Consider the following 21,864-nt stretch of genomic DNA (forward strand, 5'->3'; position numbering starts at 1 on the left):
GCCGCTCAGCCTTCCGTGACGAGGCGGGCCATGGCTCCGCTGGGACGGGTGCCGAGTTCCTCTTCCAGCCGTCGGGCCTTGTCGGCGCTGGGCCGGGCGTTGCGGTAGGCGTCGAGGGTCTGGGGGAGGCTGGCGCGCAGCCAGCGGTCGAGGTGGCGTCTGCTGGCGACGTTCATCTCGCACAGCGGGTCGAGCGCGTCGCCGAAGCGGTGGTGGGGGTGGTGGAGTCGTTCGGCCAGCACCTGCCGGATGAGCTCGTGCGGGGTGCCGGCGGCCGGGTCGCCGGGAGAGAGGGTGATGAGGGAGACCTGAGGGCCCTCGTACAACGGCGATGCGCGGAAGGCCTCCGCCAGGTCCGGGTGGAGCAGGGAGAGTTCGTCGGCCACCACCAGGCAGCCGTTGCGGGACACGTCCTGGAAGACCAGGGAGTGGGCGAGGTCGTAGGAGAGCAGGTCGTCGAAGAGGTACGGCTGGAGTCTGATCTTTCTGCCGCGCAGCAGCAGATCGGGGTGGTTGACCCCGGACACCGCGGTCTCCAGGACCTGGGTGATGGTCCGGCTCTCGGTGCCGAACGGCGTCCAGTCCGCCCGTGTCGTGCCGTACCGGGCGCGGATCGACTCCGGGGGCAGGCCGAACCCGTCGACGATGTCCCTCACCTGCCCGGACGCCGTGCCGAGCAGGTCGTCCGCCTCCGTGCCGGTCATGGCCACCACGACGACGGGCAGACCTATCTCGTGGTCGGGACGTTGCAGGCCGACGGTTTGCAGGAGGGCCGCGTGCAGCCGGTTCGGCAGGGTGCGGGTCGCGGACTCGACGAGTGTCTCGGTGATGCCCCAGCGCGCGGCGTCGGAGACGGCGACTTCGGTGTCCGCGTGCGGTGCGACGATGCCGAGCAGGGGGTGTCCGGTGCGGGCGCGGGCCAGGTCCAGGATGCGGCGGGTGCGGTCGGGGTTCTCGCCGAGCATGGTCGTCAGCGGCGCGGACAGCAGGAGGCCGACCGTGCGGGCCGAGGTCACGGCACGGTCCAGGGCGAGCATCTCCTGGGGGGTGGTGGTGAGGAGGTCGGTGGAGGACGTGGTGACGTTCCACATCGCTCCTACCGCCGCGGCCAACCGGGTCGCCGCTTCGCGGTCCTTGGGCGCGTGCAGCAGATGGAGGTCGTGGACCAGCTTCCGGGGATGCGGCGGCTCCGCCACGGGCCGGGGCGGGGCCATGGCCCCCGGCGGCAGATGCAGGTCGGCGGCCACCGCCGACACCACGTCCGCGGCGAGGTCGCCGGGGTTGGTGAACCAGCCGATGCCGTGCACCTTCTTCAGCTCGTCGCGCAGGCGCTTGATGCCGGTGGCCTCCGGCGTGCCGGGGGCGGTCAGCGCGTCGACGTGGCCCATCGGCCACGAGGCCCCGTCCTCGACCAGGAAGATCAGCCGCCTGCGGCCCGCCTCACCGGCTCTGCGGTACTCCAGCTCGGTGATCGACCGGCCGTCCGGGTTCTGCGGACCGACGTCGGGGACGTACCCGTAGCGAAAGGCGAAGAGGCCGACATAGACGTCACAACTCTCCACGTCGGTCAGGCACTTCTCTAACGGCCGTTCGTCGAAGGCCGCGTAGTCCTCCATGGCGATGACGTCCAGCGGAAGCCTGCGCAGCCTGGCCAGTACCGCCGCCCGGTACTTCTCCAGGTCGGACACGGTCGACGACAGATACACCCTCACCCTGCGTACCTCGCTCCTCACGCGGTGGGAACAAGGTACAGGCGGCCGGGCCGCGGGGTGACCCCCTCGCTCACACCACCCGCGTCGCCCCCGCGAACGGCATCTCGTCAAGAGGTGCGATGCGCACCGTCGACGTCGGGTTCGGTGCGTGGATCATCTGGCCGTTGCCGATGTAGATGCCGACGTGGGAGATGGCGGAGTAGAAGAACACCAGGTCGCCCGGCTGGAGTTCGGAGCGGGAGACGCGGCGGCCCGTGTCGATCTGGGCGTAGGTGGTGCGGGGCAGGGAGATGCCCGCGGAGCGGTACGCGGCCTGGGTCAGGCCCGAGCAGTCGAAGGCGTCGGGGCCGGTGGCGCCCCAGACGTAGGGGCTGCCGATCTTGGAGTAGGCGTAGGCGATGGCCGCCGCGGCACGGGAGTTGGGGGCCTGGGCGGTGGAGGCGGTGCCGGTGGTGGGGGTCAGGGTGTCCCGGCCGCCGCCCGCACCGCCGGAATCCCGCGACGCGTGCTGGGTCTCGGTCGCGCGCTGGTCCGCAGGCAGTTGCGCCAGCAGGTGGCGGGCCGCCGCCAGCTTGCTCGTGATGGTCTTCTTGTGGCGCTTCAGCTCCGCCTGGCGGGACTTGAGGGAGGTCAGCTCGATGTGGGCGGCGCCGCGGAGCTGTTCGATCTCGCGGAGCTGCTCGCGCACGCTCGCCAGGGACGCCGCCTGCCGGGTGCTCGCCCGGTCCACGAACTCCGCGCTGTCCAGGTACCTGTCGGGGTCGGAGGAGAGGGCCAGTTGCACGGCGGGGTCCAGGCCGCCCTCCCGGTACTGTGCCGCCGCCATCGAACCCAGCGCGTCCCGCGTCGAGTTGAGCTTGTCCGTCTTGCGTGCCGCCTCGTCGCGGAGCGTCTTCAGCCGTCCCTCGGCCGCGTCTGCCTTCTCCTTGGCGCCGTTGTACTTCTCGGTGGCGACCTCCGCCTCCTCGTACAGCTTGTCCACCTTCGCCTTCACCTGTGCCGGTGTCAGGTTCGGCTCGGCGTGCCCGATCCCGTCGAAGCCCGTCGCCGTCGCCGCGCCCGCGAGGGCGATCGTCGCCGCCGCGCGGGCCGTGTTGCCGCCGACCGTGCGCTGCTTGGGCTTGCGGTGCGCTGCCACGTGGACTGCACGTCCTTTCGTACCGTACGAGCTACCGCCTGGTCCGGGGGTCCGGGGTGCCGCCCCGGGCCGTCACCGGCCGTGCCGACGCCAGGGGGAGCGTCGTACGACCGCCCGGGGCGGGTTACGCGTCCGGCGGCGGCCCGCACAGGGGGAGCGGGCCGCCGCCGGACCTTCTCGGCGGTGGTGATCGACTGCCGCCCCTGGCCCGGGCGGCGGTGGGGAGCCGGTCACCTGGTGGAGGACGCTAAACCTGTGTGTGTCGTGGGGGTAACGGGATGCGCGGAACTGGTCCCAGGCGTCCGCCGGGTGACCGGATACGACCGCGATCCCGCTGCGACGCAGCCGACTTCACGCGGGGTGCTGACCGAACTGCCGATATCCAGGCGTGGGCGGGCCGCCGGGTGCTATGGGCCGCATATATGCAAGATCGTTGGCGAGAGGAGGGGAGGCGAGGGGATAGTCCAGGGTTACTCAAGGGGCACTGAAATAGGCTCCGGGCTCATGGACGTACTCATCTCTGTCTTCCTCGTACTGCACTTCGTCGGCATCGTCGTGCTGCTCGGCGGCTTTCTCACCCAGGTGAAGGCGATGAACCAGGGGACCGCCCGTTTCCACCCGCTGATGCTCCGTGGTGCCCTCGCCATGCTGGGCACCGGCGTGCTCCTGGTTGCGCTCAACAAGGCGGACGACCAGTCGCTGAACAGCGTCAAACTCGCCGTGAAACTGGCCGTGCTGGTCGTGCTCCTCGGGCTCATCTATGTGAAGCGGGACGAGGCCAGGGTGGACAAGGCGCTGTTCAGCGCGGTTCCCGCACTCGTCGTCGTGAACATCCTCATCGCCGTGCTGTGGAGCTGACGGCACCGATGCCGGCCCGGGCCGCGGCGACGGCTCCCGAGGCGACCGCCAGCCACACCGCCACGGCGATCCACAGCAGCACCTCGCCGGGCGTCTTCAGCCAGGACACCTCCAGGGCGGCGGCGACGGACATGGTCGCCGCCGCCGTCATCCCCATGGGGAACACGGTCGCCCAGCGGCGTACGTCGTAACGCGGGCGCCGCCACCCGATCTCGGCGACGAGCAGGACGACGTACCAGGACAGGTCGAGGACGAGCAGAGCGACGGTCACGGCGCGCAGGACGCCGCGGTCGTCGGCGTTCCACAGGTACAGGTTCGTGCTGTCGGCGGCGACCAGCTTCGACCCCGCCAGCGCCGAGATGGCCATCGCCCCGCCCGCCACCCAGTGGTCGCCGGCGCCCGCGACCACCTGGCGCAGGTCGAAGCGGGCCAGGGCGAGGCCGTAGAGGACCAGGCCGAGCCAGAACATCACCAGCGCCGTGTGCGCGAGCCAGGCCGTCGACACGGCCGCCGCGAGCGTCGCGCCCAGCACGGCCAGGCCCTGCGTCGCCACGCACGCCAGGAACACCGCCCCCGGCATCCGCCGCTTCCAGTGCCCCACGACCAGGACGATCAGCACCGGCCACAGCAGCGCGGCCAGCGCGAGCAGCGCCTCCGCGAGCTGCTGCCGGCCCAGGGCGGAGAAGCGGGTGCCGAGCACCGTGGTCGCCGCGATCGCGGTGAGCGCCCCCGGCGTCTCCGCCTCCGCCACCCATCGCGTCCGCTCCCGCAGCAGTCGTACGGCGAAGTCGGCGGCCAGCGCCACCCAGGCCAGGCACGCCGCCACCAGGGCGATGCGGGACACCACCTCGTACCCCGACAGATGCAGACCGACCGACACGATGCCGGTCGCCATCACCGCGGAACCGGCGGCGGGGGGACGTTGCGCCCACCAGGTACGGAAGGGGGAGGAGTGGGGCGTTCGGGGCATGGGGTGATGCTAAGGAGCGGGCCGGGGGATGGTGGTGGGGCACGCGCGCGTGTGTGTGGAGAAAAACGCTTACGCGCGCGTGCGTGACGAAAAGCGCGTACGCGCGCGTGACGAAAAAACGCGTACGCGCGCGTGCGTGGAGAAAGCGCGCGGGCGCGGAGCGGTGGGCGGCTTGGGACGGGCCGCGTCTGAGTATGTGCGCTCATGACACGGGTGAGCCCGGCCGGTGAGACTGCGCCCATGTCCTACAGACGATCAGTCGCCCTGGCCGCCCTCCCTGTGCTCGCGGCACTCACCCTGACCGCCTGCGGAAGCGAGCGGGCCGGGGACGGACCCGCGGCGGCGGCCTCCCCGACGCGTTCCTATCCGCCCCCGCCGCGGTGCGCCCAGGCCGCCGAGACGCCCGCGCCCGCCTCCTCTTCCCCCGCCCCGAGGGCGACCGGGCGGCGGGACGCGGGTCCCGGCGACCAGCCCCCCAACTACGCCGACAACCACGCGTACCGCATGCAGGCCTCCCTGAGCGCGGAGGGGCGGGCCAGTGGGCTGGCGTCGGCCGGGCTCATCCGGAAGGAGCTGCAGAAGGTCCGGGACGAGGGCGGGGCGGGGCAGTACGGGGTCTTCGCCGACGAGCGCGTCGAGGCGGCGCTCCGGCGGCTCGGCTGCGGGCCGGAGCACGGCGTCTTCGTCGGGAACGGGTTCTACGCCGTCTACACCGGCATCGCGTGCGTGTCCGGCCTGGTGACCGAGGGCGAGCTGACCACCGAGGTGCACGGTGTCTACGCCGAGCCCCAGCCCGGGGCGGGGCCCTGCGTGGAGAACCGCGGTGGTCACTGACCCCGGCGGCCCACCTCAGGCCGGGCGCACCACGCTGTGGATCGCCGACTCGCCGTCGTAGTAGATCGACTCCTCGCGGACGTACGCCCCCGGCTTCGGCGCGTGGATCATCATGCCGTTGCCGATGTAGATGCCGACGTGGCTGATGTCGTCGTAGAAGAAGACCAGGTCGCCGGGCTGGGCGTTGGAGAGGGAGACCGTGGTGCCGAAGTTCACCTGGTCGTAGGTGGTGCGGGGGAGGGAGATGCCGGCGGCGTTCCAGGCGGCCTGGGTGAGGCCGGAGCAGTCGTAGGAGTCGGGGCCGGTGGCGCCCCAGACGTACGGCTTGCCGATCTGCGCGCGGGCGAAGGCGAGCGCCTTGTCGGCCTTGGTGGCGTAAGAGGTGTCGGCGGTCTCCGAGGACGACGACGAGGACGACGACGAGCTGCTCTCCTGCTGGGCCGCCGCTTCCTCCGCCGCCTTCTGCTCGGCGGCCTTCTGCTGCTCCGCCAGCTCCGCGGCCTTGCGGGCGGCTTCTTCCTGCTTCTTCTTCTCGATCGCCGCGAGCCGCGCCTTCTCCTCGGCGGTCAGCTGCGACAGCAGCTCGCGCGCGTCGGACAGCTTGCGCTGGACGGTCGCCTTGGCGGTCTTCAGGTCGCTCTGCGACTCGGTGAGCGTCTCGAGGCTCTTGGTGGCCTCCTGGCGCTTCTTCATCGTCGCGGACTGGGCGGAGATGTAGTCGTCGACCGCGCCCTTCTGACGGTCCGTCATGCGGCCCATCAGCTGCGTCTGGTCGAAGTAGTCCTGCGGGGTGTCCGCGAGCAGGAAGGTCGCCGTGTCGGGCGCGGTGGCGCCGGTGCGGTACTGGGCCGCGGCGAACGAACCGAGCTCCTCGCGCGCCTCGTTGAGCTTCTGGGTGCGCCGGGCGACGTCGTCGAGGAGGGTGTCGACCTCCTCGCGCTGCTTGGCGGTCTTCTCCTTGGCCGAGTTGTACTTCTCGGTCGCCGACTCCGCCTGCCGGTAGAGGTCGTCGACCTTCTTCTCGACCTCTTCGAGACTCGGCTTGTCGTCGGTCGAGGGGGCGGCGGTGGCCGTCTGGGAGAGCAGCGCCACGGAGGTGAGGGCGGCCGTTGCGAGCGCGGGGGTGCGTATGCCTGCTACGCGCGTTCCCGCAGGACGCGGCTTTGCGTGCGACGCCAAGGGAGGCGACTCCTTCCATGTTCCGCCTACCGAGTTAGCTGTCGGGTTCGGGCGGGTGGTTCGGAAGGTGTGCCCTACGGCCGTCCCCCGTGCGGGAGGTGGCCGATTCACCCCAAGGTCGGTGTGGGTCCCCGGCTCCGGCTGCCCCGACGGGCGCACCGGACTCGGCGGAGGCCGCGCGGCCCGGCGACGTTCGCCGGTGGGGGTCGTACGGCCTGCCCGGCACGGTAGCCAACTCGTGTGGCCGCTGTGAAGGTTGATGTCCGATAGGCCCGATACATTTTCGTGACCTTAGGTCAGGACGTGGCCGAGCGTGGTCAATACGGAATGATCTGCGGAGATTTGTACGTATTTTGGGCGGAGTGGCGGCGTCCGGCCCGTTCTGGGCGCTAACTTCCAGCCGACCCGCGGTCGCACACCGTGGGTGGGAGGGACACGGCCATGAAGACCCGTACATCACTCGTCGTCGCCACCGGCGTCGCACTCGCCGCCACCGCGGGCATCGCCCCCGCGACGGCCTCCGGAGGGCACAGCGGCGGCAAACCCGTCGTCCGCGTCATCGCGACCGGCCTCGACAACCCGCGCCAGCTCTCCTACGACGACGGTCACGTGTACGTCGCCGAAGCCGGCCGGGGCGGCAAGAAGTGCATCGGTGCGGGCCCCGAGGGCGAGACCTGCATCGGGCTCTCCTTCGCCGTCACCAAGATCTACTGGGACGGGAGCGCCTGGCAGCACTACCGGGTCGTCCGCGGCCTCCCCTCGGGCGCCGCCCCCGACGGCGGCCTCGCGACCGGCGTGGACGGTGTCTCCGCCCTCCACGGCGAGCTCTGGGGCATCGAGACCTTCGCCCCGCCGGAGGCCGGCGTCCCGGTCACCCCGCCGTGGAACAAGCTCGGCAAGCTGCTGAGCATCGAGCAGAACGGTGATCACGGCAAGGCGAGGATCGCCGCCGACATCTCGGCCGTGGAGCTCAGGTACAACCCGCACAAGGCCTCCGTGGACTCCAACCCGTACGCCGTCCTCGCCCTCCCCGACGGCCGGAAGATCGTCGCCGACGCCGCCGGGAACGACCTGGTCGTCGTCTCCCCGCAGGGCAAGGCGAAGCCCTTCACGGTCTTCCCGGACCACGACAAGCGCGAGACCGTCCCCACCTCCCTCGCCCTCGGCCCCGACGGCAACCTCTACGTCGGCGAGCTCAACGGCCTCACCGAGAAGCCCACCGCGCGCGTGTGGAAGGTCGACCCGTGGACCGGCAAGATCCTCGGCTGGAAGTCCGGCTTCGGCCCGATCAGCGGGATCGCCTTCAACAGCGGCGGCGACCTGTACGTCAGCCAGCTCTTCCAGGGCGTCGTGACCAAGGTCGCCCACGGCAAACGTACGAACGTGAAGGTGCCGTTCCCGGCGGGCCTCGCCGTCGACCCGTACGACGGCAAGGTGTACGTCTCCGCCTGGTCGGTCGCGGACCGTGACGGCACGGTGATGGAGGGCAAGAAGACGCCGGGCGGGCAGGTCTGGAAGATCCTCGGGTTCTAGGGAGCCGCCGGATTCCGGGCATGTTCTCGGGGCGGCGGCGGGGTGTCAGTGGGGAGCCCTAGACTCGGAGAGCGATGACAGGCCTCTTTGACGACAGCTTCCTGGCGAACCTCCAGGCCCCCCAGGGGCACGAGGAGGAACCCCCGCCGCCGCCCGAGGACGAGCACGGACCGGAACCCGAACACCTTCCGGACGATCTGTTCGGCGGGAAGTTCGACGTGCCGCCGGACCGGGACGCGTACTACCGCGACGGCGCCCCGCGCCCGGCCCTGGACGCGGCGGCGCTGATCGAGGGGCTGAACGAGAACCAGCGGGCCGCAGTCGTGCACTCCGGCACCCCGCTGCTCATCGTGGCCGGCGCCGGATCGGGCAAGACGCGGGTGCTCACGCACCGCATCGCCTACCTGTTGGCCGAGCGGAACGTGCACCCGGGGCAGATCCTCGCGATCACCTTCACCAACAAGGCCGCGGGCGAGATGAAGGAGCGCGTCGAGCAGCTCGTCGGCCCGCGCGCGAACGCGATGTGGGTGATGACCTTCCACAGCGCGTGCGTGCGCATCCTGCGCCGGGAGAGCAAGAAGCTCGGCTTCACGTCGTCGTTCTCGATCTACGACGCCGCCGACAGCAAGCGGCTGATGGCGCTCGTCTGCCGGGACCTCGACCTCGACCCCAAGCGCTTCCCGCCCAAGTCCTTCAGCGCCAAGATCAGCAACCTCAAGAACGAGCTGATCGACGAGGAGGACTTCGCTGCCCAGGCCACCGACGGCTTCGAGAAGACCCTCGCCCAGGCCTACGCGATGTACCAGTCGCGGCTGCGCGAGGCCAACGCCCTCGACTTCGACGACCTGATCATGACCACGGTCAACCTGCTGCGGGCGTTCCCCGATGTCGCCGAGCACTACCGCCGCCGCTTCCGGCACGTCCTCGTCGACGAGTACCAGGACACCAACCACGCCCAGTACGCCCTGGTCAGAGAGCTGGTCGGCACCGGAGCGCAGGACACGGACGTCCCGCCGAACGAGTTCGACGTCCCGCCCGCCGAGCTCTGCGTCGTCGGTGACGCCGACCAGTCGATCTACGCCTTCCGCGGCGCGACGATCCGCAACATCCTCCAGTTCGAGGAGGACTACCCGAACGCGACGACGATCCTGCTGGAGCAGAACTACCGCTCCACCCAGACGATCCTGTCCGCCGCCAACGCGGTCATCGAGCGCAACGAGTCCCGCCGCCCCAAGAACCTGTGGACCAACGCGGGCGCGGGCGCGCGCATCACCGGCTACGTCGCCGACACCGAGCACGACGAGGCACAGTTCGTCGCCGAGGAGATAGACCGACTGACGGACGCGGGCGAGGCGAAGGCCGGCGATGTCGCCGTCTTCTACCGCACCAACGCCCAGTCCCGAGTCTTCGAGGAGATCTTCATCCGCGTCGGCCTGCCCTACAAGGTCGTCGGCGGCGTCCGCTTCTACGAGCGCAAGGAGGTCCGGGACGTCCTGGCCTACCTGCGCGTCCTCGCCAACCCCGAGGACTCGGTGCCCCTGCGGCGCATCCTCAACGTCCCCAAGCGGGGCATCGGCGAGCGCGCCGAGGCGATGATCGACGCCCTCTCCCAGCGCGAGAAGATCAGCTTCCCGCAGGCGCTCAAGCGCGTCGACGAGGCGTACGGCATGGCCGCGCGGTCGACCAACGCCGTGAAGCGGTTCAACGTGCTGATGGAGGAGCTCCGTACGATCGTCGACTCCGGCGCGGGACCGGCCACCGTCCTGGAGGCGGTGCTCGAACGCACCGGCTACCTCGCCGAGTTGCAGTCCTCCACCGACCCGCAGGACGAGACCCGGATCGAGAACCTCCAGGAACTCGCCGCCGTGGCCCTGGAGTTCGAGCAGGAGAGCGAGGAGGGGGAGGAATCGCCCGGGCTCGCCGCCTTCCTGGAGCGGGTCGCGCTCGTCGCCGACTCCGACCAGATCCCCGACGAGGACGAGGACGGCTCCGGCGTCATCACCCTGATGACCCTGCACACCGCCAAGGGCCTGGAGTTCCCGGTCGTCTTCCTCACCGGCATGGAGGACGGCGTCTTCCCGCACATGCGCTCCCTCGGCCAGACCAAGGAACTGGAGGAGGAGCGGCGCCTGGCGTACGTCGGGATCACGCGCGCGCGGGAGAGGCTGTACCTGACCCGCTCGTCGCTGCGCAGCGCGTGGGGGCAGCCGTCGTACAACCCGCCCTCGCGCTTCCTGTCGGAGATCCCGGAGCAGCACGTGGAGTGGAAGCGCACCGGCGCCACCGCGGCCCCGGCGGGCCCGGTCTCCGGCGTCGCGTCCTCGCTGTCGTCCTCGCGCTCGCGCTCCTCGGCCTCGGGCGCGTCCGGCTTCGCCACTCGCCGCGCCGCCGAGAAGCCGGTCGTCTCCCTGGCCGTCGGCGACCGCGTCACCCACGACCAGTTCGGGCTCGGCACCGTCATGGCGGTCAAGGGCACGGGCGCGAACGCGGAGGCGACGATCGACTTCGGCGAGGCCAAACCGAAGCGGCTGCTGCTGCGGTACGCGCCGGTGGAGAAGCTGTAAGCAGTACGGGCCCCCGCCGCAGAGGTGGGGGCCCGTGAAGAACGCGGCGCTTACGTCGGGTCCAGGCCGTGGCTGCGCAGCCACGGCAGCGGGTCGATCGCCGAGCCGCCGGCCGGGCGGACCTCGAAGTGCAGGTGCGGGCCGGTGGAGTTGCCGGAGTTGCCGGAGTACGCGATCGGGTCGCCGGCCTTGACCGTCGTACCGGAGGCGACGCGGTAGCTGGAGAGGTGGCAGTACCACGTCTCCGTGCCGTCCTTCGCGGTCACGATCATCATGTTGCCGTAGGCGCTGTTCCACTGCGTCCGCACGATGCCGTCGGTCGCGGCCATCACGGTGGTGCCGTACGAGACCGGGAAGTCGATGCCGGTGTGCACCGACATCCAGTTGACGCCGGCCTGGCCGTAGTAGGCGCTGAGGCCGTGCTGGGCGACCGGGAGGGCGAACTTGGGGCGCAGCCGCTCCTTGCGGGCCGCCTCCTCCGCCGCCTTCTTCTTCTCGGCCGCCTGCTGGGCCTTGAGGTCGATGCGCTCCTGCGTACGGCTGGCCCGGTCGGCGAAGTCGTCGGCGCCCGCGGAGAGGCTCTCCAGCTGCGTGTCCAGCTTGTTGTTCGCGGCGGACGGTTTGACGGCGGTCGCGTCGGACGCGGTCGTCGAGGTGTCCTTGTCGCTGCTCATACCGCCGACGGAGGCGGCGGCGATGCCCGTCACGCCGATGACGCAGGCGGAGGGCACGGCGATCTTCATCAGCGCGGAACGCCTGGCGGGCGGGCGGCGGCGGGAACGGCCCGCACCGCGGGCGGCCATGCGCGAGCCCGGGACGGGGGTGGGGTCTTCCTGGTCGTCGAGGAGCGGGGGCGCGTCGGCTGCGGCTTCGCTCTCCTCTTCGGAGAGGGCGGGCAGCTCGCCCGTGTCGCTCAACTCGGCTTCGTGTCCGGCGGGTTCGTCGTAGGCGATCTGCTCGAACAGCGCGGTCGCCTGATGGTCGACAGGCTCCTCGTGAGCCGGCGTGGCGCTGTCGGCGTTCCACTGGGTGGCGTCGTAGGCGCCGGTGTCGAAGGTCTGGGTGCCCCACTGCCAGTGCTGGGTCTGGTCGGCGGCGTTCCCGGACTGGTCGGGCTGGAGCCAGGCGCCCGCGTCCCACTGACCGCTCGCGTCGACCGCACCGACGGCACCGACCTGCGGCGGGATCGCGGAGAGCTGCTGATACTCGCCGGTCCAGCCCGTGGTGTCGTACGCGCCGGTGTCGTAGGCGGCGTGGTGCTGGGCCGCGTACGCGTCGTAGTTCAGGGTCTGATGGGTGCCCGTCGACCACTGCTGGGCGTCGTACGACCCGGTGCTCGCGGCGTTCTCCCCGGGGAGGCTGCCGAACAGCGGGTCGGTGTCGAAGTGCGCGGTGGTGTGGGCGCCGGTGTCGTAGCCGTAACCGGCGAAGTCGGCGCCGTACTGGGCCTCCTGCGTGCCGTACGACGCGTAGTGCGTCGACGAGGCATCAGAAGCCGGAGCCGGGGTGGTCATGGTCCCCGACGTGTACGGGTCGTTCACCAACTTCTCTTTCGCCTCGACAACAGGGGCTGCCAGAGCAGTGCGGTGACTGTACCCGGCGGTATGCGGGCGCGACAATCTTCGGCAGGTTTCGCGTCTGAAGGAAACGGGCATTCGGCCGTGTTTCGGGGGACTGTGGGCGCGACTTTGGCTTTGTGTTCGAAGATTGTTCGACGTTGGACGGCTGTCTCAGCGCTGTGCCGGGGCTGTCACGCCACCGTGAGACCGTCGGCGTCCGCGGCGGTCGCCGTTCCCGTCCCCGTGGTGTCGAGGGCCTGCCGTATCCCGGTCGCGACGGCCGGATGCACCGGGAGGGCGAGGTGCCCGATCCCGGTCACCTGGATGTTCTGCGCCATCAGGTCGGGATGGTCGATGCAGGCGGTCTCCAGCGGGTCCATCAGGTGGTCGAAGTCGCTCCAGAAACTCACGAAGTGCGTACGGCAGCCGGGCGCGGGCCGGCCGAGTTCGGCGAGGAGGTCGGAGCCGGGGCGCATCTGGCGCACGATCGGATGGGCGTCGGCCAGCGGGACCACCCGGGTGCCCGAGTGCGGGGTGCCCAGCGTGACCAGGGTGCGGACCCGGAGGTCGCCGCCGAGGCACTGCACGTAATAACGCGCGATCAGCCCGCCCAGACTGTGCCCGACGACGTCGACCTGCTCGCTGCCCGTGCGCTCGCAGATCTCCTCGATGTGCCGGCCGAGCAGCTCCGCCGCGGCGCGGATGTCGCACGTCAGCGGGGAGTAGTTGAGCGACTCGATCTGCTGGTGGCCGTACTGGAGGAGGCTGCGGCGCAGCAGGACGAAGACCGAGCGGTTGTCGATGAAGCCGTGCAGCAGGACGACCGGCGGCTTGGCCTCCGTCGGCAGCTGCGCGGGGCCGTCCCGGGAAGGGAGCGGGGCGGCCGGCGCGCGGCGTTCCTGGAAGACACCCGAGGGATAGAGCAGAAGGTGTCCGGCGAGGATCGCGATCTCCAGGGCGGTCGCCTTCAGCAGCGCCACGGACAGTCCCGCCAGTCTGCCCGGGAGCAGCCGCTGGCAGAGCGGAAACAGGGGCTGAACTGCCCGGGTGACCTTCATGGCCGACCTCCTGTCGGCACACAGAAGGACTCCTCTGTCCCCCGTGTGCCCTCATGGGATACCGGGCCGAAGGCGGCCGGCGTGGCATGCGGAGGGCGCGTGGGGTGGGCCAGGCGGATGGCGTGACCGAAGTGTGCCGCGCCGATGACGTGACGAGACTCTCTGCCGGTGTGGCGACGAGGCTCCCCGCTGTCGTGCCTTACCTGCCTTACGTGCCTTTCGTGCCTCCGCCGGCACACCGCACCGCCACGGCGCGCGGCCCGCGGCGCGGTGGTGCGGCGACCTCGTTGCGGCTCCCGTTGCGCTTGCTCCCGCTGCGGTACCGGGGCCGCAGGGATCTGCGGTCCGTGTGCCGCAAAGACTCGGAACGGTGCGCGGCGAACGTGTCCCACCGTGTGATTTCCCCCTCGGTCCGCACCGCGAAACTGCCGCTTGCGGGATGCTGGAGATAACGTTCGTTCACTTCCCCGCACAATGTGGTGTGAGGAAGCCGAAGGCGCTTCATGGAGGCAGTGATGGGTGTGGCAGCCGGTCCGATCCGCGTGGTGGTGGCGAAGCCGGGGCTCGACGGCCACGATCGCGGGGCGAAGGTGATCGCGCGGGCTCTGCGCGACGCCGGTATGGAGGTCATCTACACCGGCCTCCACCAGACCCCCGAGCAGATCGTCGACACCGCGATCCAGGAGGACGCCGACGCGATCGGCCTGTCCATTCTCTCCGGCGCCCACAACACCCTCTTCGCCGCCGTGATCGACCTGCTCAAGGACCGCGAGGCGGAGGACATCCTGGTCTTCGGCGGCGGCATCATCCCCGAGGCGGACATCGCCCCGCTGAAGGAGAAGGGCGTCGCGGAGATCTTCACCCCCGGGGCCACGACGCAGTCGATCGTGGACTGGGTGCGGGCGAACGTGCGGACGCCGGCCGGCGCCTGAGCGCTCCGCCGGACGAGCGGCGATGTGCCGTCGTCCGGCTGCGGCGGGTCGGCGTGGCCGCACGGCTACGCCGGTCCGAGTTCCTCGAGCATCGACGCCCGCAGTCGCAGCGTCGTGCCCAGGCGCTGGAACGCCTCCGCCCAGTAGCCCCCGGCTCCGGGTGACGCGTCCTCGGTCTCGTCCGGTACCGCCAGCAGCCCGTCGAGCCGACTCGCCTCCGCCGGATCGAGACACCGCTCGGCCAGTCCCATCACCCCACTGAAACTCCATGGGTAACTCCCCGCGTCCCGTGCGATGTTGAGCGCGTCCACCACGGCCCGCCCGAGCGGCCCGGCCCACGGCACCGCGCACCCCCCGAGCAGCTGAAACGCCTCCGACAGGCCGTGCGCCGCGATGAAACCGGCCACCCAGCCGGCCCGCTCGCCCGGCGCCAGCGTCCCCAGCAACTTGGCACGCTCGGCCAGTGACACCGCCCCGGGACCACCGGCCTCGGGCGCCGCGGGAGCCCCGAGCAGCGCCCGCGCCCAGCCGGCGTCCCGCTGCCGCACCGCCGCCCGGCACCACGCCGCGTGCAGTTCGGACCGCCAGTCGTCCGCCACCGGCAGCGCCACGATCTCCTCGGCCGTCCGCCCGCCGAGCCGCGCCGACCAGGTGGCCAGCGGGGCGGCCTCCACCAATTGCCCGAACCACCATGACCGTTCACCCCGTCCCGCCGGAGCCTTGGGTACGACACCGTCCCGCTCCATGCTCGAATCGCACTCGTGCGGGGCTTCCACGACGATCGACGGCACCTCGTGCGTCCGGTCCAGGGCCACGCACGCCGCCGCCCGGACCGCCATCCGCGAGGCGAGCGCCGACCCCGGCAGTGCCGACAGCAACTCGGCCGCCGTCGCCCGGACGTTACGGCTGCGATCGGACAGCGCCTGCTCCAGGAACGGCTCGTCGTCCGCGCCCAGCCCCGTCCGCAGCGAGTCGAGGAACATCAGCCGGTCCTCGGCCCGCTCCGTCGCCCAGGTCGCCGACAGCAGCTCCCGCGCGGCGGCGGGTTCGCGGGCCCGTATCGCCGCGAGCAGGGCGACCCGCTCGGCGAACAGGCCCTCCTGCCACAACTGCCGGACCCGCTCCCCGTCCTGCGGGTGCGGCAGCGCCGCGTCCCCGCCCGGCGCCGCGCGCAGCGCGAACCGCCACTCCGGATTCAGCCGCGCCAGCCACACCGCGCGCGAACCGGCGAACGCCAGCGCCGCCGGCCGCAGGTCCGTACGCCCCCGGGCCGCGTCCAGCAGCGCCGGGAGCAGCTCCGCGGGTGCCGCGAACCCTCGGGCGTTCGCCGCCGCGAGCCACTGCGGCAGCAGCTCCATGAGGTCCGGTGCCGTGCCCCTGCGGCCTCCGCCGCCCGTGCCGGGGCGGTCGGACAGCAGCATCGCGAGCCTGCGGGCCGCGGCGGCGGGCAGCGCGGGGCGCGGGTCCGCGGGCGCCGGCTCGGGGCGCGCCGCCGCCCGCGCGGGCCGCAGCCCCGCCCGCCGCCGTACGGTCTCCGCCGCGGCGGCGTCCAGCAGCGCGACCGGGGCATCCCGGCCCGTCGCCCCGACCACCGTCGGCCGCCGGTCGGTACCCAGGAGCGCGGTGGTGACGAGGTCCTCCCAGGTGGCCGGGGGTGCCGCCGGAGGCGGGGCGGGCGTCGCGATCATCGGTGGGGGTGTTCTGTTGATTGGGGCGGGCGTCGCGTTCGTCGGTGGGGGTGTTCTGTTCGCTGGGGCGGGCGTCGCGTTCGCCGGTGGGGGTGTTCTGTTCGCTGGGGCGGGCGTCCCGTTCACCGGTGCAGGCGTCCTGTTCATACGAGTGCCTTTCGTCGGCGGATGCTCGCGGTGGCGTGGGCGTGGCTGCTGCGCGCGTACGTGATGTGGACGTTGTCGTCGTTGTCGCCGCCGCTGTCGCTGTGGTGGTTGGTGTGGTGGTCGTACGCGTGGGCCTGGCTGCCGAGGCATGTGGCGTGCACGTTGTCGTCGTGTGCGGAGCGGACGGTGAACGTGGCGCGGCCGGTGGTGTACGTAGGCACTCCCAGGTCGGTCGAGTGGGTCGGAGAGGTCGGGTCGGCTGGATCGGGCAGGTCGATCAGGTCGGCTGGGTCGGTCGCGGCGATCGGGGTCAGCACAGCCGGACCGGCTCGCCCGTCCCTTCGGGCCAGGCCGTCAGCGGGGTGAAGCCGCGGTGGCCGCACTCGCCGAAGACCTTGACCGGGGCGCCGCCGGACAGCGCGACCAGGCGCCACAAGCCGGGGCGGGAGCGGGCGGTCGGCGTGAGCGGCAGCGCCGCGCCGTCGGCGTCCGCGAGCTGCCAGCCGTCGCCGTCCGGGGTCGGGACGACCTGGTCCAGGGTCACCGGGACCGAGTCGAGCCACGGATCGTCGCGCAGCGCGTCGCCGTAGCGGGCGGCGGCCTCCGACGCCGTCATCCCCGGCGGACGCAGGGAGGAGGGAGCCGGTGGTGCGAACTGCTCGCCCAGGGCCGCGCGCAACTGGCCCGCGCCCGGATACGCGGAGACCTCCGCCTCCAGGGACAGCCCCACCGGCAGGGCGAGTTCGGGGGCGCGGCCCGCGGCGCCGTAGGAGAGGAGCAGGGCGCTGCGGCCGGAGCCCGTGCCGTGCAACCAGATGCGGCGGGTGGTCAGGCGGGCGTCCGCCGTGTCGTACTGGGCGAGCACCAGCCAGTGGTCCCGTACCGGCGGGCCGTCCGCGGAGGCCGGCAGGCCGATGCGGGAACGGACCGTCGCCGCCAGGCCCTCCGGCAGGCGGTCGCGATGCAGCCAGCCCTGGTCCAGGAGGTGGAGGAGGGCGCACTCCTCCAGCAGCCGCACCGGCCAGCCGGGACCGGAGGCCGGGACCGCCCCCAGCTCCCGCACCCGTGCCGCCAGCCCGGAAGCCTGGGCGTCGACCATACGGGCCGCCGTCTCCTCCCACAGCCCGTACCCCGCCTGTTCGGCACCGGCCAGCCCGCCGCGCAACAGGTCCGCGAGGCGCTGCTCCAGCTCCGTCGCCCCCGCGGTGACCCGCTCGGCCCGGCGCTCCGCCCGACGCCGCGCCGCCTCCGGATCACCGGAACCGGACGACGCGGACTCCGCGGACTTCTTCTCCTCGGCGCGCCGCCTTCTCCCCTCTATCCACTGCTCCGCCCAGTCCGGCGCCTGCCCCGACGGCACCGCTCCGTCCTCGCCCGCCCAGAGCAGCAGCAGTCCGAGCGCGTGCTTGCACGGGAACTTCCGGCTCGGACAACTGCACTTGTACGCGGGCCCGGACACGTCCGCGATGTCCACGACCGTCTGATACGGCTTGCTGCCACTGCCCTTGCACAGCCCCCACACCGTCCCCTCGTCGGAACTCCCCGCCTCGGACCACGGCCCCGCCGCCCCGAGTTTGCTTCCCGCTTTGCGTGACGCGGCGTCAGGCGCCAGTGCCAGCACCTGGTCCGCAGTCCAGCGCACCCCCTGCTGAGTCATGTCCTCGACGGTAGGTCCCACCACTGACAATCGGTCCGGCGACCGGGGCGGCCGGGCCGTCGGTGAGCGCGTTTCCGCAGGTCAGGGTGATTGTCAGTGGTGTGGTGCAAGGTGGGTGCCAGATCCGAGAACGGCAGAACCGGCCGAGCTGGAGGGGGACTTCGCCATGTCTGTGTCCGTTGAGCCGATGCCCGTCGAAACAGGGGAGACGACGTCTGCCCAGGCGTTGCGACCGCACGCCGAGGACGCGTTCGCCGCCGAACTCACCGCGCTGGCCGCGCAGGACGACCGCCCGCGCCCGGCCCGCTGGAAGCTGTCGCCGTGGGCGGTGGCGACGTACCTGCTGGGCGGCACCCTGCCCGACGGCACCGTGATCACACCGAAGTACGTGGGCCCGCGCCGCATCGTCGAGGTCGCCGTCACCACGCTCGCCACCGACCGCGCCCTGCTCCTGCTCGGCGTGCCCGGCACGGCGAAGACCTGGGTCTCCGAACATCTGGCCGCGGCGGTCAGCGGCGACTCGACCCTGCTGGTGCAGGGCACGGCCGGCACCCCGGAGGAGGCGATCCGGTACGGCTGGAACTACGCGCAACTGCTGGCGAACGGCCCGAGCCGGGACGCACTGGTGCCGAGCCCTGTCATGCGGGCCATGGCGGAGGGGATGACGGCGCGGGTGGAGGAGCTGACGCGCATCCCCGCCGACGTCCAGGACACGCTCATCACCATCCTGTCCGAAAAGACGCTGCCGATACCGGAGTTGGGACAGGAGGTGCAGGCCGTCCGCGGCTTCAACCTCATCGCCACGGCCAACGACCGCGACCGCGGGGTGAACGACCTCTCCAGCGCCCTGCGCCGCCGCTTCAACACGGTCGTGCTGCCGCTGCCGGAGAGCGTCGAGGCCGAGGTCGACATCGTCTCGCGGCGCGTCGACCAGATCGGCCGCTCGCTCGACCTGCCCGCCGTGCCCGAGGGGATCGACGAGATCCGCCGCGTGGTGACCGTCTTCCGTGAGCTGCGCGACGGGGTCACGGCCGACGGACGCACGAAGGTCAAGTCGCCCAGCGGCACGCTGTCGACGGCGGAGGCCATCTCCGTCGTCACCAACGGCCTCGCCCTGGCAGCCCACTTCGGGGACGGGGTGCTGCGCGCCGGTGACGTCGCCGCGGGCATCCTCGGCGCCGTCGTCCGCGATCCGGCGGCCGACCGGGTCGTCTGGCAGGAGTACCTGGAAGCGGTCGTCCGCGAGCGCGACGGCTGGACGGACTTCTACCGCGCGTGCCGCGAGGTGAGCGCGTGAGCGGGGACGACCTGGGGTGGGGAAAGCCTGGCGGGGGCCAGGGAAGCGGCGGATCGGGAGGTTCGGGCGGCTCGGGGGGTTCCGGGGGTTCGGGCGGAGGCCAGGGATCGGCGGTCCCCGAGGGGAGGGGATGGCGTGGGAGGGGATGGCGTGACCGGGACTGACGGGGGCGGGGCCGGGGGCGGAGTGATCGGCGGGGAGCCGCTGCTGCTCGGCGTACGGCATCACGGGCCCGGGTCGGCCCGGGCGGTGCGGGCGGCGCTGGACGCGGCCCGGCCGGGGATCGTCCTGATCGAGGGCCCGCCCGAGGCCGACGCCCTGATCCCGCTGGCCGCCGGCGCGGACATGCGGCCACCGGTCGCCCTCCTCGCCCACGCCGTGGACGAGCCCGGCCGGTCGGCGTTCTGGCCGCTGGCCGAGTTCTCCCCGGAGTGGGTGGCGATGCGATGGGCCCTGGAGCACGAGGTCCCGGCCCGCTTCATCGACCTGCCGGCGACGCACTCGCTGGCGTGGGGGAGGGACCTGACCACTGACGGGATCGAGGGGACTGACGGGTCCGACGGGACGGGGAACGCCGATGCGGTCGACGTGCGGGTCGACCCCCTCGCCGTGCTCGCCGACACGGCCGGGTACGACGACCCCGAGCGCTGGTGGGAGGACGTCGTCGAGCATCGGGGCGGCGCCGGGGACGACGTGTTCGGGCCGTTCCTCGCGCTGGAAGAGGCCATGACGGCGCTGCGGGAGACGTACGGCCACGGGGGCCATGACAAGGACCTCGTGCGGGAGGCGTACATGCGCCTCCAAGTGCGCGCGGCACAGCGTGAGTTCCGGGGCGGGGTGGCCGTCGTCTGCGGGGCGTGGCATGTGCCCGCACTGCGCGGCCGGACGTCCGTCGCCGCCGACCGGGCGCTGCTGAAGGGGCTGCCGAAGGTCAAGACGGACATGACGTGGGTGCCGTGGACGCACCGCAGGCTGTCCCGGGTCAGCGGCTACGGCGCGGGCATCGACTCGCCGGGGTGGTACGGGCATCTGTTCACCGCGCCGGACCGGCCGATCGAGCGGTGGATGACCAAGGTGGCGGGGCTGCTGCGGGAGGAGGACCGGATCGTCTCCTCGGCCCACGTCATCGAGGCGGTGCGGCTGGCGGAGACGCTCGCGGCGATGCGCGGACGCCCGCTGGCCGGGCTGGGCGAGACCACCGACGCCGTGCGGGCGGTGATGTGCGAGGGCTCGGACGTGCCGCTGTCACTGGTGCACGACCGGCTGGTGGTCGGGGACGTGCTCGGTGAGGTGCCGCAGGGCGCGCCCGCGGTGCCGTTGCAGCGGGACCTCGACCGGGCGCAGCGCCGGCTGCGGCTCAAGCCGGAGGCGCTGGAGCGGGAGTTGGAGCTCGATCTGCGCAAGGAGATCGACTCCGCCCGCAGCAGGCTGCTGCACCGGTTGCGGCTGCTGGGCGTGGCGTGGGGTGAGCCGGTGACGTCGCGGGGGAGCACGGGCACGTTCCGGGAGACATGGCGGTTGCGCTGGGAGCCGGAGCTGGCCGTGCGGGTCGCCGAGGCCGGGGTGTGGGGGACGACCGTGCCCGCCGCGGCGACGGCCAAGGCGGAGGCGGACGCCGTCGGAGCGCCGGGTCTCGCCGACGTCACCGCCCTCGCCGAGCGCTGTCTGCTGGCCGAACTCCCGGACGCCCTCCCCGTGGTGATGCAGGTCCTCGCCGACCGCGCGGCCCTGGACGCGGACGTCGGCCATCTGGCCCAGGCGCTGCCCGCCCTGGTCCGTTCCCTGCGGTACGGCGATGTCCGCGGCACCGACACCCACGCCCTCGCCGAGGTCGCCGAGGGCCTCGCCGAGCGGATCTTCGTCGGCCTCCCGCCGGCCTGCGCCGCACTCGACGCGGACGCCGCCGCGGAGATGCGGAGCCATGTGGACGCGGTGCACGGGGCGGTGGGGCTGCTGGGGGACGCGACCGGGGCCGGCGGGGCGGACGGCCGTGGAGCGGGCGGGACGGAGCGGGCCCCGAACGCCCTCCGGGCCCGCTGGCGCTCCGTGCTGCGGGTGCTGGGGACGCGGGACGCCGTGCCGGGTGTCATCCGGGGGCGGGCCGTGCGGTTGCTGCTCGACGACGGGGAGCTGGGGCAGGACGAGGCGGCGCGGCTCATGGGGCTCGTGCTGTCGCCGGGCACGCCACCGGCGGACGCGGCGGCCTGGATCGAGGGTTTCGTCGGGGGGAGCGCCGGGGGCGGACTGCTGCTGGTGCACGACGAGCGGCTGCTCGGGCTCGTCGACGACTGGCTGACCGCGGTGCCCGCCGACGCGTTCACGGATGTGCTGCCGCTGCTGCGCAGGACCTTCTCGGCGTACGAGGCGGGGGTGCGACGGACCCTCGGTGAACTGGTCCGGCGGGGTCCGGGGAACGGGAGCGGCGTCGGCGCGGGCGCCGGCGGTGCCGGGATACCCGGCTTCGCGGCCGACCTCGACGGCGCGCGGGCGGACGCGGTGCTGCCGGTGGTGCGGCTGTTGCTGGGGCTGGACGGCGTTCCGGTCCTTCGGAACGCCGAGGACAACGACCTTGCGGGGGTGGGGACATGATGACCGAGCGGACGAGCGGGCCGGACGAACGCGCCGAGAAGGCGGGCGAGTTGACGGTCCGGCAGCAGGCGGCGGGGACGACGGCCGAAGGACGGCCGGCGGTGAGGGTGCGGGTGATGCCGCTCTGGGCGCGGCCTTCGGCGGAACCG

16 protein-coding genes and 1 riboswitch are annotated in these 21,864 nt (G+C 72.3%); of the genes, 7 read left to right on the forward strand and 9 right to left on the reverse strand.

What is annotated here, in order from left to right; all coding sequences use genetic code 11:
* Positions 1 to 5: 5 nt before the first annotated feature.
* Together DI272_RS27835 and DI272_RS27840 are read right to left on the reverse strand one after the other, a co-directional pair.
* The gene (locus DI272_RS27835) at positions 6 to 1,712 is read right to left on the reverse strand and encodes a DUF4062 domain-containing protein (RefSeq protein WP_181387330.1); all 1,707 of its coding nucleotides are present in this window, start codon (positions 1,710 to 1,712) and stop codon (positions 6 to 8) included.
* 70 nt (positions 1,713 to 1,782) lie between these two features.
* Complete coding sequence (locus DI272_RS27840; protein WP_109497963.1) at positions 1,783 to 2,850, reverse strand: C40 family peptidase; 1,068 nt, start codon at positions 2,848 to 2,850, stop codon at positions 1,783 to 1,785.
* A gap of 504 nt (positions 2,851 to 3,354) precedes the next feature.
* On the opposite strand from DI272_RS27840, the gene DI272_RS27845 reads away from it, so the two are divergent.
* Complete coding sequence (locus tag DI272_RS27845; protein WP_109497964.1) at positions 3,355 to 3,708, forward strand: hypothetical protein; 354 nt, start codon at positions 3,355 to 3,357, stop codon at positions 3,706 to 3,708.
* Here the strand turns inward: DI272_RS27845 and DI272_RS27850 are convergent.
* Positions 3,686 to 4,678 carry a tellurite resistance/C4-dicarboxylate transporter family protein gene (locus tag DI272_RS27850; RefSeq protein WP_109497965.1) on the reverse strand — a complete coding sequence of 331 codons (993 nt, stop codon included), beginning with the start codon at positions 4,676 to 4,678 and terminating at the stop codon, positions 3,686 to 3,688. The two genes, DI272_RS27845 and DI272_RS27850, sit on opposite strands and share 23 nt — an antisense overlap.
* Before the next feature lie 240 nt (positions 4,679 to 4,918).
* On the opposite strand from DI272_RS27850, the gene DI272_RS45530 reads away from it, so the two are divergent.
* Positions 4,919 to 5,512 (forward strand): hypothetical protein, encoded by a 594-nt coding sequence (locus DI272_RS45530; RefSeq protein ID WP_258314697.1) that lies wholly within the window; start codon positions 4,919 to 4,921, stop codon positions 5,510 to 5,512.
* A gap of 15 nt (positions 5,513 to 5,527) precedes the next feature.
* Here DI272_RS45530 and DI272_RS27860 read toward each other — a convergent pair whose 3' ends face one another.
* Positions 5,528 to 6,691 carry a C40 family peptidase gene (locus DI272_RS27860; RefSeq protein ID WP_109497966.1) on the reverse strand — a complete coding sequence of 388 codons (1,164 nt, stop codon included), beginning with the start codon at positions 6,689 to 6,691 and terminating at the stop codon, positions 5,528 to 5,530.
* 8 nt (positions 6,692 to 6,699) lie between these two features.
* Positions 6,700 to 6,871, reverse strand: a riboswitch (cyclic di-AMP (ydaO/yuaA leader).
* A 261-nt stretch (positions 6,872 to 7,132) separates the two neighbouring features.
* Here DI272_RS27860 and DI272_RS27865 point away from each other — a divergent pair.
* Together DI272_RS27865 and pcrA are read left to right on the forward strand one after the other, a co-directional pair.
* Positions 7,133 to 8,224: a ScyD/ScyE family protein gene (locus DI272_RS27865; protein ID WP_109497967.1), complete on the forward strand. Its 1,092-nt coding sequence runs from the start codon at positions 7,133 to 7,135 to the stop codon at positions 8,222 to 8,224.
* Between the two features lie 74 nt (positions 8,225 to 8,298).
* Entirely contained in the window at positions 8,299 to 10,788 is a 2,490-nt protein-coding gene (pcrA, locus tag DI272_RS27870; protein ID WP_109497968.1) for a DNA helicase PcrA, read from the forward strand.
* Between the two features lie 50 nt (positions 10,789 to 10,838).
* Here pcrA and DI272_RS27875 read toward each other — a convergent pair whose 3' ends face one another.
* A complete protein-coding gene (locus tag DI272_RS27875; RefSeq protein ID WP_258314698.1) occupies positions 10,839 to 12,329 on the reverse strand; it encodes a M23 family metallopeptidase in 1,491 nt (496 codons plus the stop codon).
* A gap of 209 nt (positions 12,330 to 12,538) precedes the next feature.
* Positions 12,539 to 13,405: an alpha/beta fold hydrolase gene (locus DI272_RS27880; RefSeq protein WP_109497970.1), complete on the reverse strand. Its 867-nt coding sequence runs from the start codon at positions 13,403 to 13,405 to the stop codon at positions 12,539 to 12,541.
* A gap of 515 nt (positions 13,406 to 13,920) precedes the next feature.
* Here DI272_RS27880 and DI272_RS27885 point away from each other — a divergent pair.
* Positions 13,921 to 14,337, forward strand: a complete 417-nt coding sequence (locus tag DI272_RS27885) for a cobalamin B12-binding domain-containing protein (protein ID WP_109497971.1) — start codon at positions 13,921 to 13,923, stop codon at positions 14,335 to 14,337.
* 65 nt (positions 14,338 to 14,402) lie between these two features.
* Here DI272_RS27885 and DI272_RS27890 read toward each other — a convergent pair whose 3' ends face one another.
* The 3 genes from DI272_RS27890 to DI272_RS27900 all read right to left on the reverse strand — a co-directional run bounded on the left by DI272_RS27890 (position 14,403) and on the right by DI272_RS27900 (position 17,829).
* Positions 14,403 to 16,025 carry a DUF5691 domain-containing protein gene (locus DI272_RS27890; protein WP_181387331.1) on the reverse strand — a complete coding sequence of 541 codons (1,623 nt, stop codon included), beginning with the start codon at positions 16,023 to 16,025 and terminating at the stop codon, positions 14,403 to 14,405.
* A gap of 143 nt (positions 16,026 to 16,168) precedes the next feature.
* Positions 16,169 to 16,489: a hypothetical protein gene (locus DI272_RS27895; protein WP_109497973.1), complete on the reverse strand. Its 321-nt coding sequence runs from the start codon at positions 16,487 to 16,489 to the stop codon at positions 16,169 to 16,171.
* A complete protein-coding gene (locus DI272_RS27900; protein WP_109497974.1) occupies positions 16,483 to 17,829 on the reverse strand; it encodes an SWIM zinc finger family protein in 1,347 nt (448 codons plus the stop codon). The genes DI272_RS27895 and DI272_RS27900 overlap by 7 nt, the downstream gene beginning before the upstream one ends.
* Positions 17,830 to 17,995: 166 nt before the next feature.
* Here DI272_RS27900 and DI272_RS27905 point away from each other — a divergent pair, with 166 nt between their 5' ends.
* Positions 17,996 to 19,126 (forward strand): AAA family ATPase, encoded by a 1,131-nt coding sequence (locus DI272_RS27905; protein ID WP_109497975.1) that lies wholly within the window; start codon positions 17,996 to 17,998, stop codon positions 19,124 to 19,126.
* 150 nt (positions 19,127 to 19,276) lie between these two features.
* The gene (locus DI272_RS27910) at positions 19,277 to 21,715 is read left to right on the forward strand and encodes a DUF5682 family protein (protein ID WP_109497976.1); all 2,439 of its coding nucleotides are present in this window, start codon (positions 19,277 to 19,279) and stop codon (positions 21,713 to 21,715) included.
* The last annotated feature ends 149 nt before the right edge of the window (positions 21,716 to 21,864 follow it).

This window comes from Streptomyces sp. Act143 (genome assembly GCF_003143935.1).
Taxonomy (GTDB): domain Bacteria; phylum Actinomycetota; class Actinomycetes; order Streptomycetales; family Streptomycetaceae; genus Streptomyces.

Coding starts and splice junctions, on each gene's coding strand:
- DI272_RS27845 (WP_109497964.1), top strand. CDS start 3,355: ATGGACGTACTCATCTCTGTCTTCCTCGTACTGCACTTCGTCGGCATC.
- DI272_RS27850 (WP_109497965.1), bottom strand. CDS start 4,678: ATGCCCCGAACGCCCCACTCCTCCCCCTTCCGTACCTGGTGGGCGCAA.
- DI272_RS45530 (WP_258314697.1), top strand. CDS start 4,919: ATGTCCTACAGACGATCAGTCGCCCTGGCCGCCCTCCCTGTGCTCGCG.
- DI272_RS27865 (WP_109497967.1), top strand. CDS start 7,133: ATGAAGACCCGTACATCACTCGTCGTCGCCACCGGCGTCGCACTCGCC.
- pcrA (WP_109497968.1), top strand. CDS start 8,299: ATGACAGGCCTCTTTGACGACAGCTTCCTGGCGAACCTCCAGGCCCCC.
- DI272_RS27880 (WP_109497970.1), bottom strand. CDS start 13,405: ATGAAGGTCACCCGGGCAGTTCAGCCCCTGTTTCCGCTCTGCCAGCGG.
- DI272_RS27885 (WP_109497971.1), top strand. CDS start 13,921: ATGGGTGTGGCAGCCGGTCCGATCCGCGTGGTGGTGGCGAAGCCGGGG.
- DI272_RS27890 (WP_181387331.1), bottom strand. CDS start 16,025: ATGATCGCGACGCCCGCCCCGCCTCCGGCGGCACCCCCGGCCACCTGG.
- DI272_RS27900 (WP_109497974.1), bottom strand. CDS start 17,829: ATGACTCAGCAGGGGGTGCGCTGGACTGCGGACCAGGTGCTGGCACTG.
- DI272_RS27905 (WP_109497975.1), top strand. CDS start 17,996: ATGTCTGTGTCCGTTGAGCCGATGCCCGTCGAAACAGGGGAGACGACG.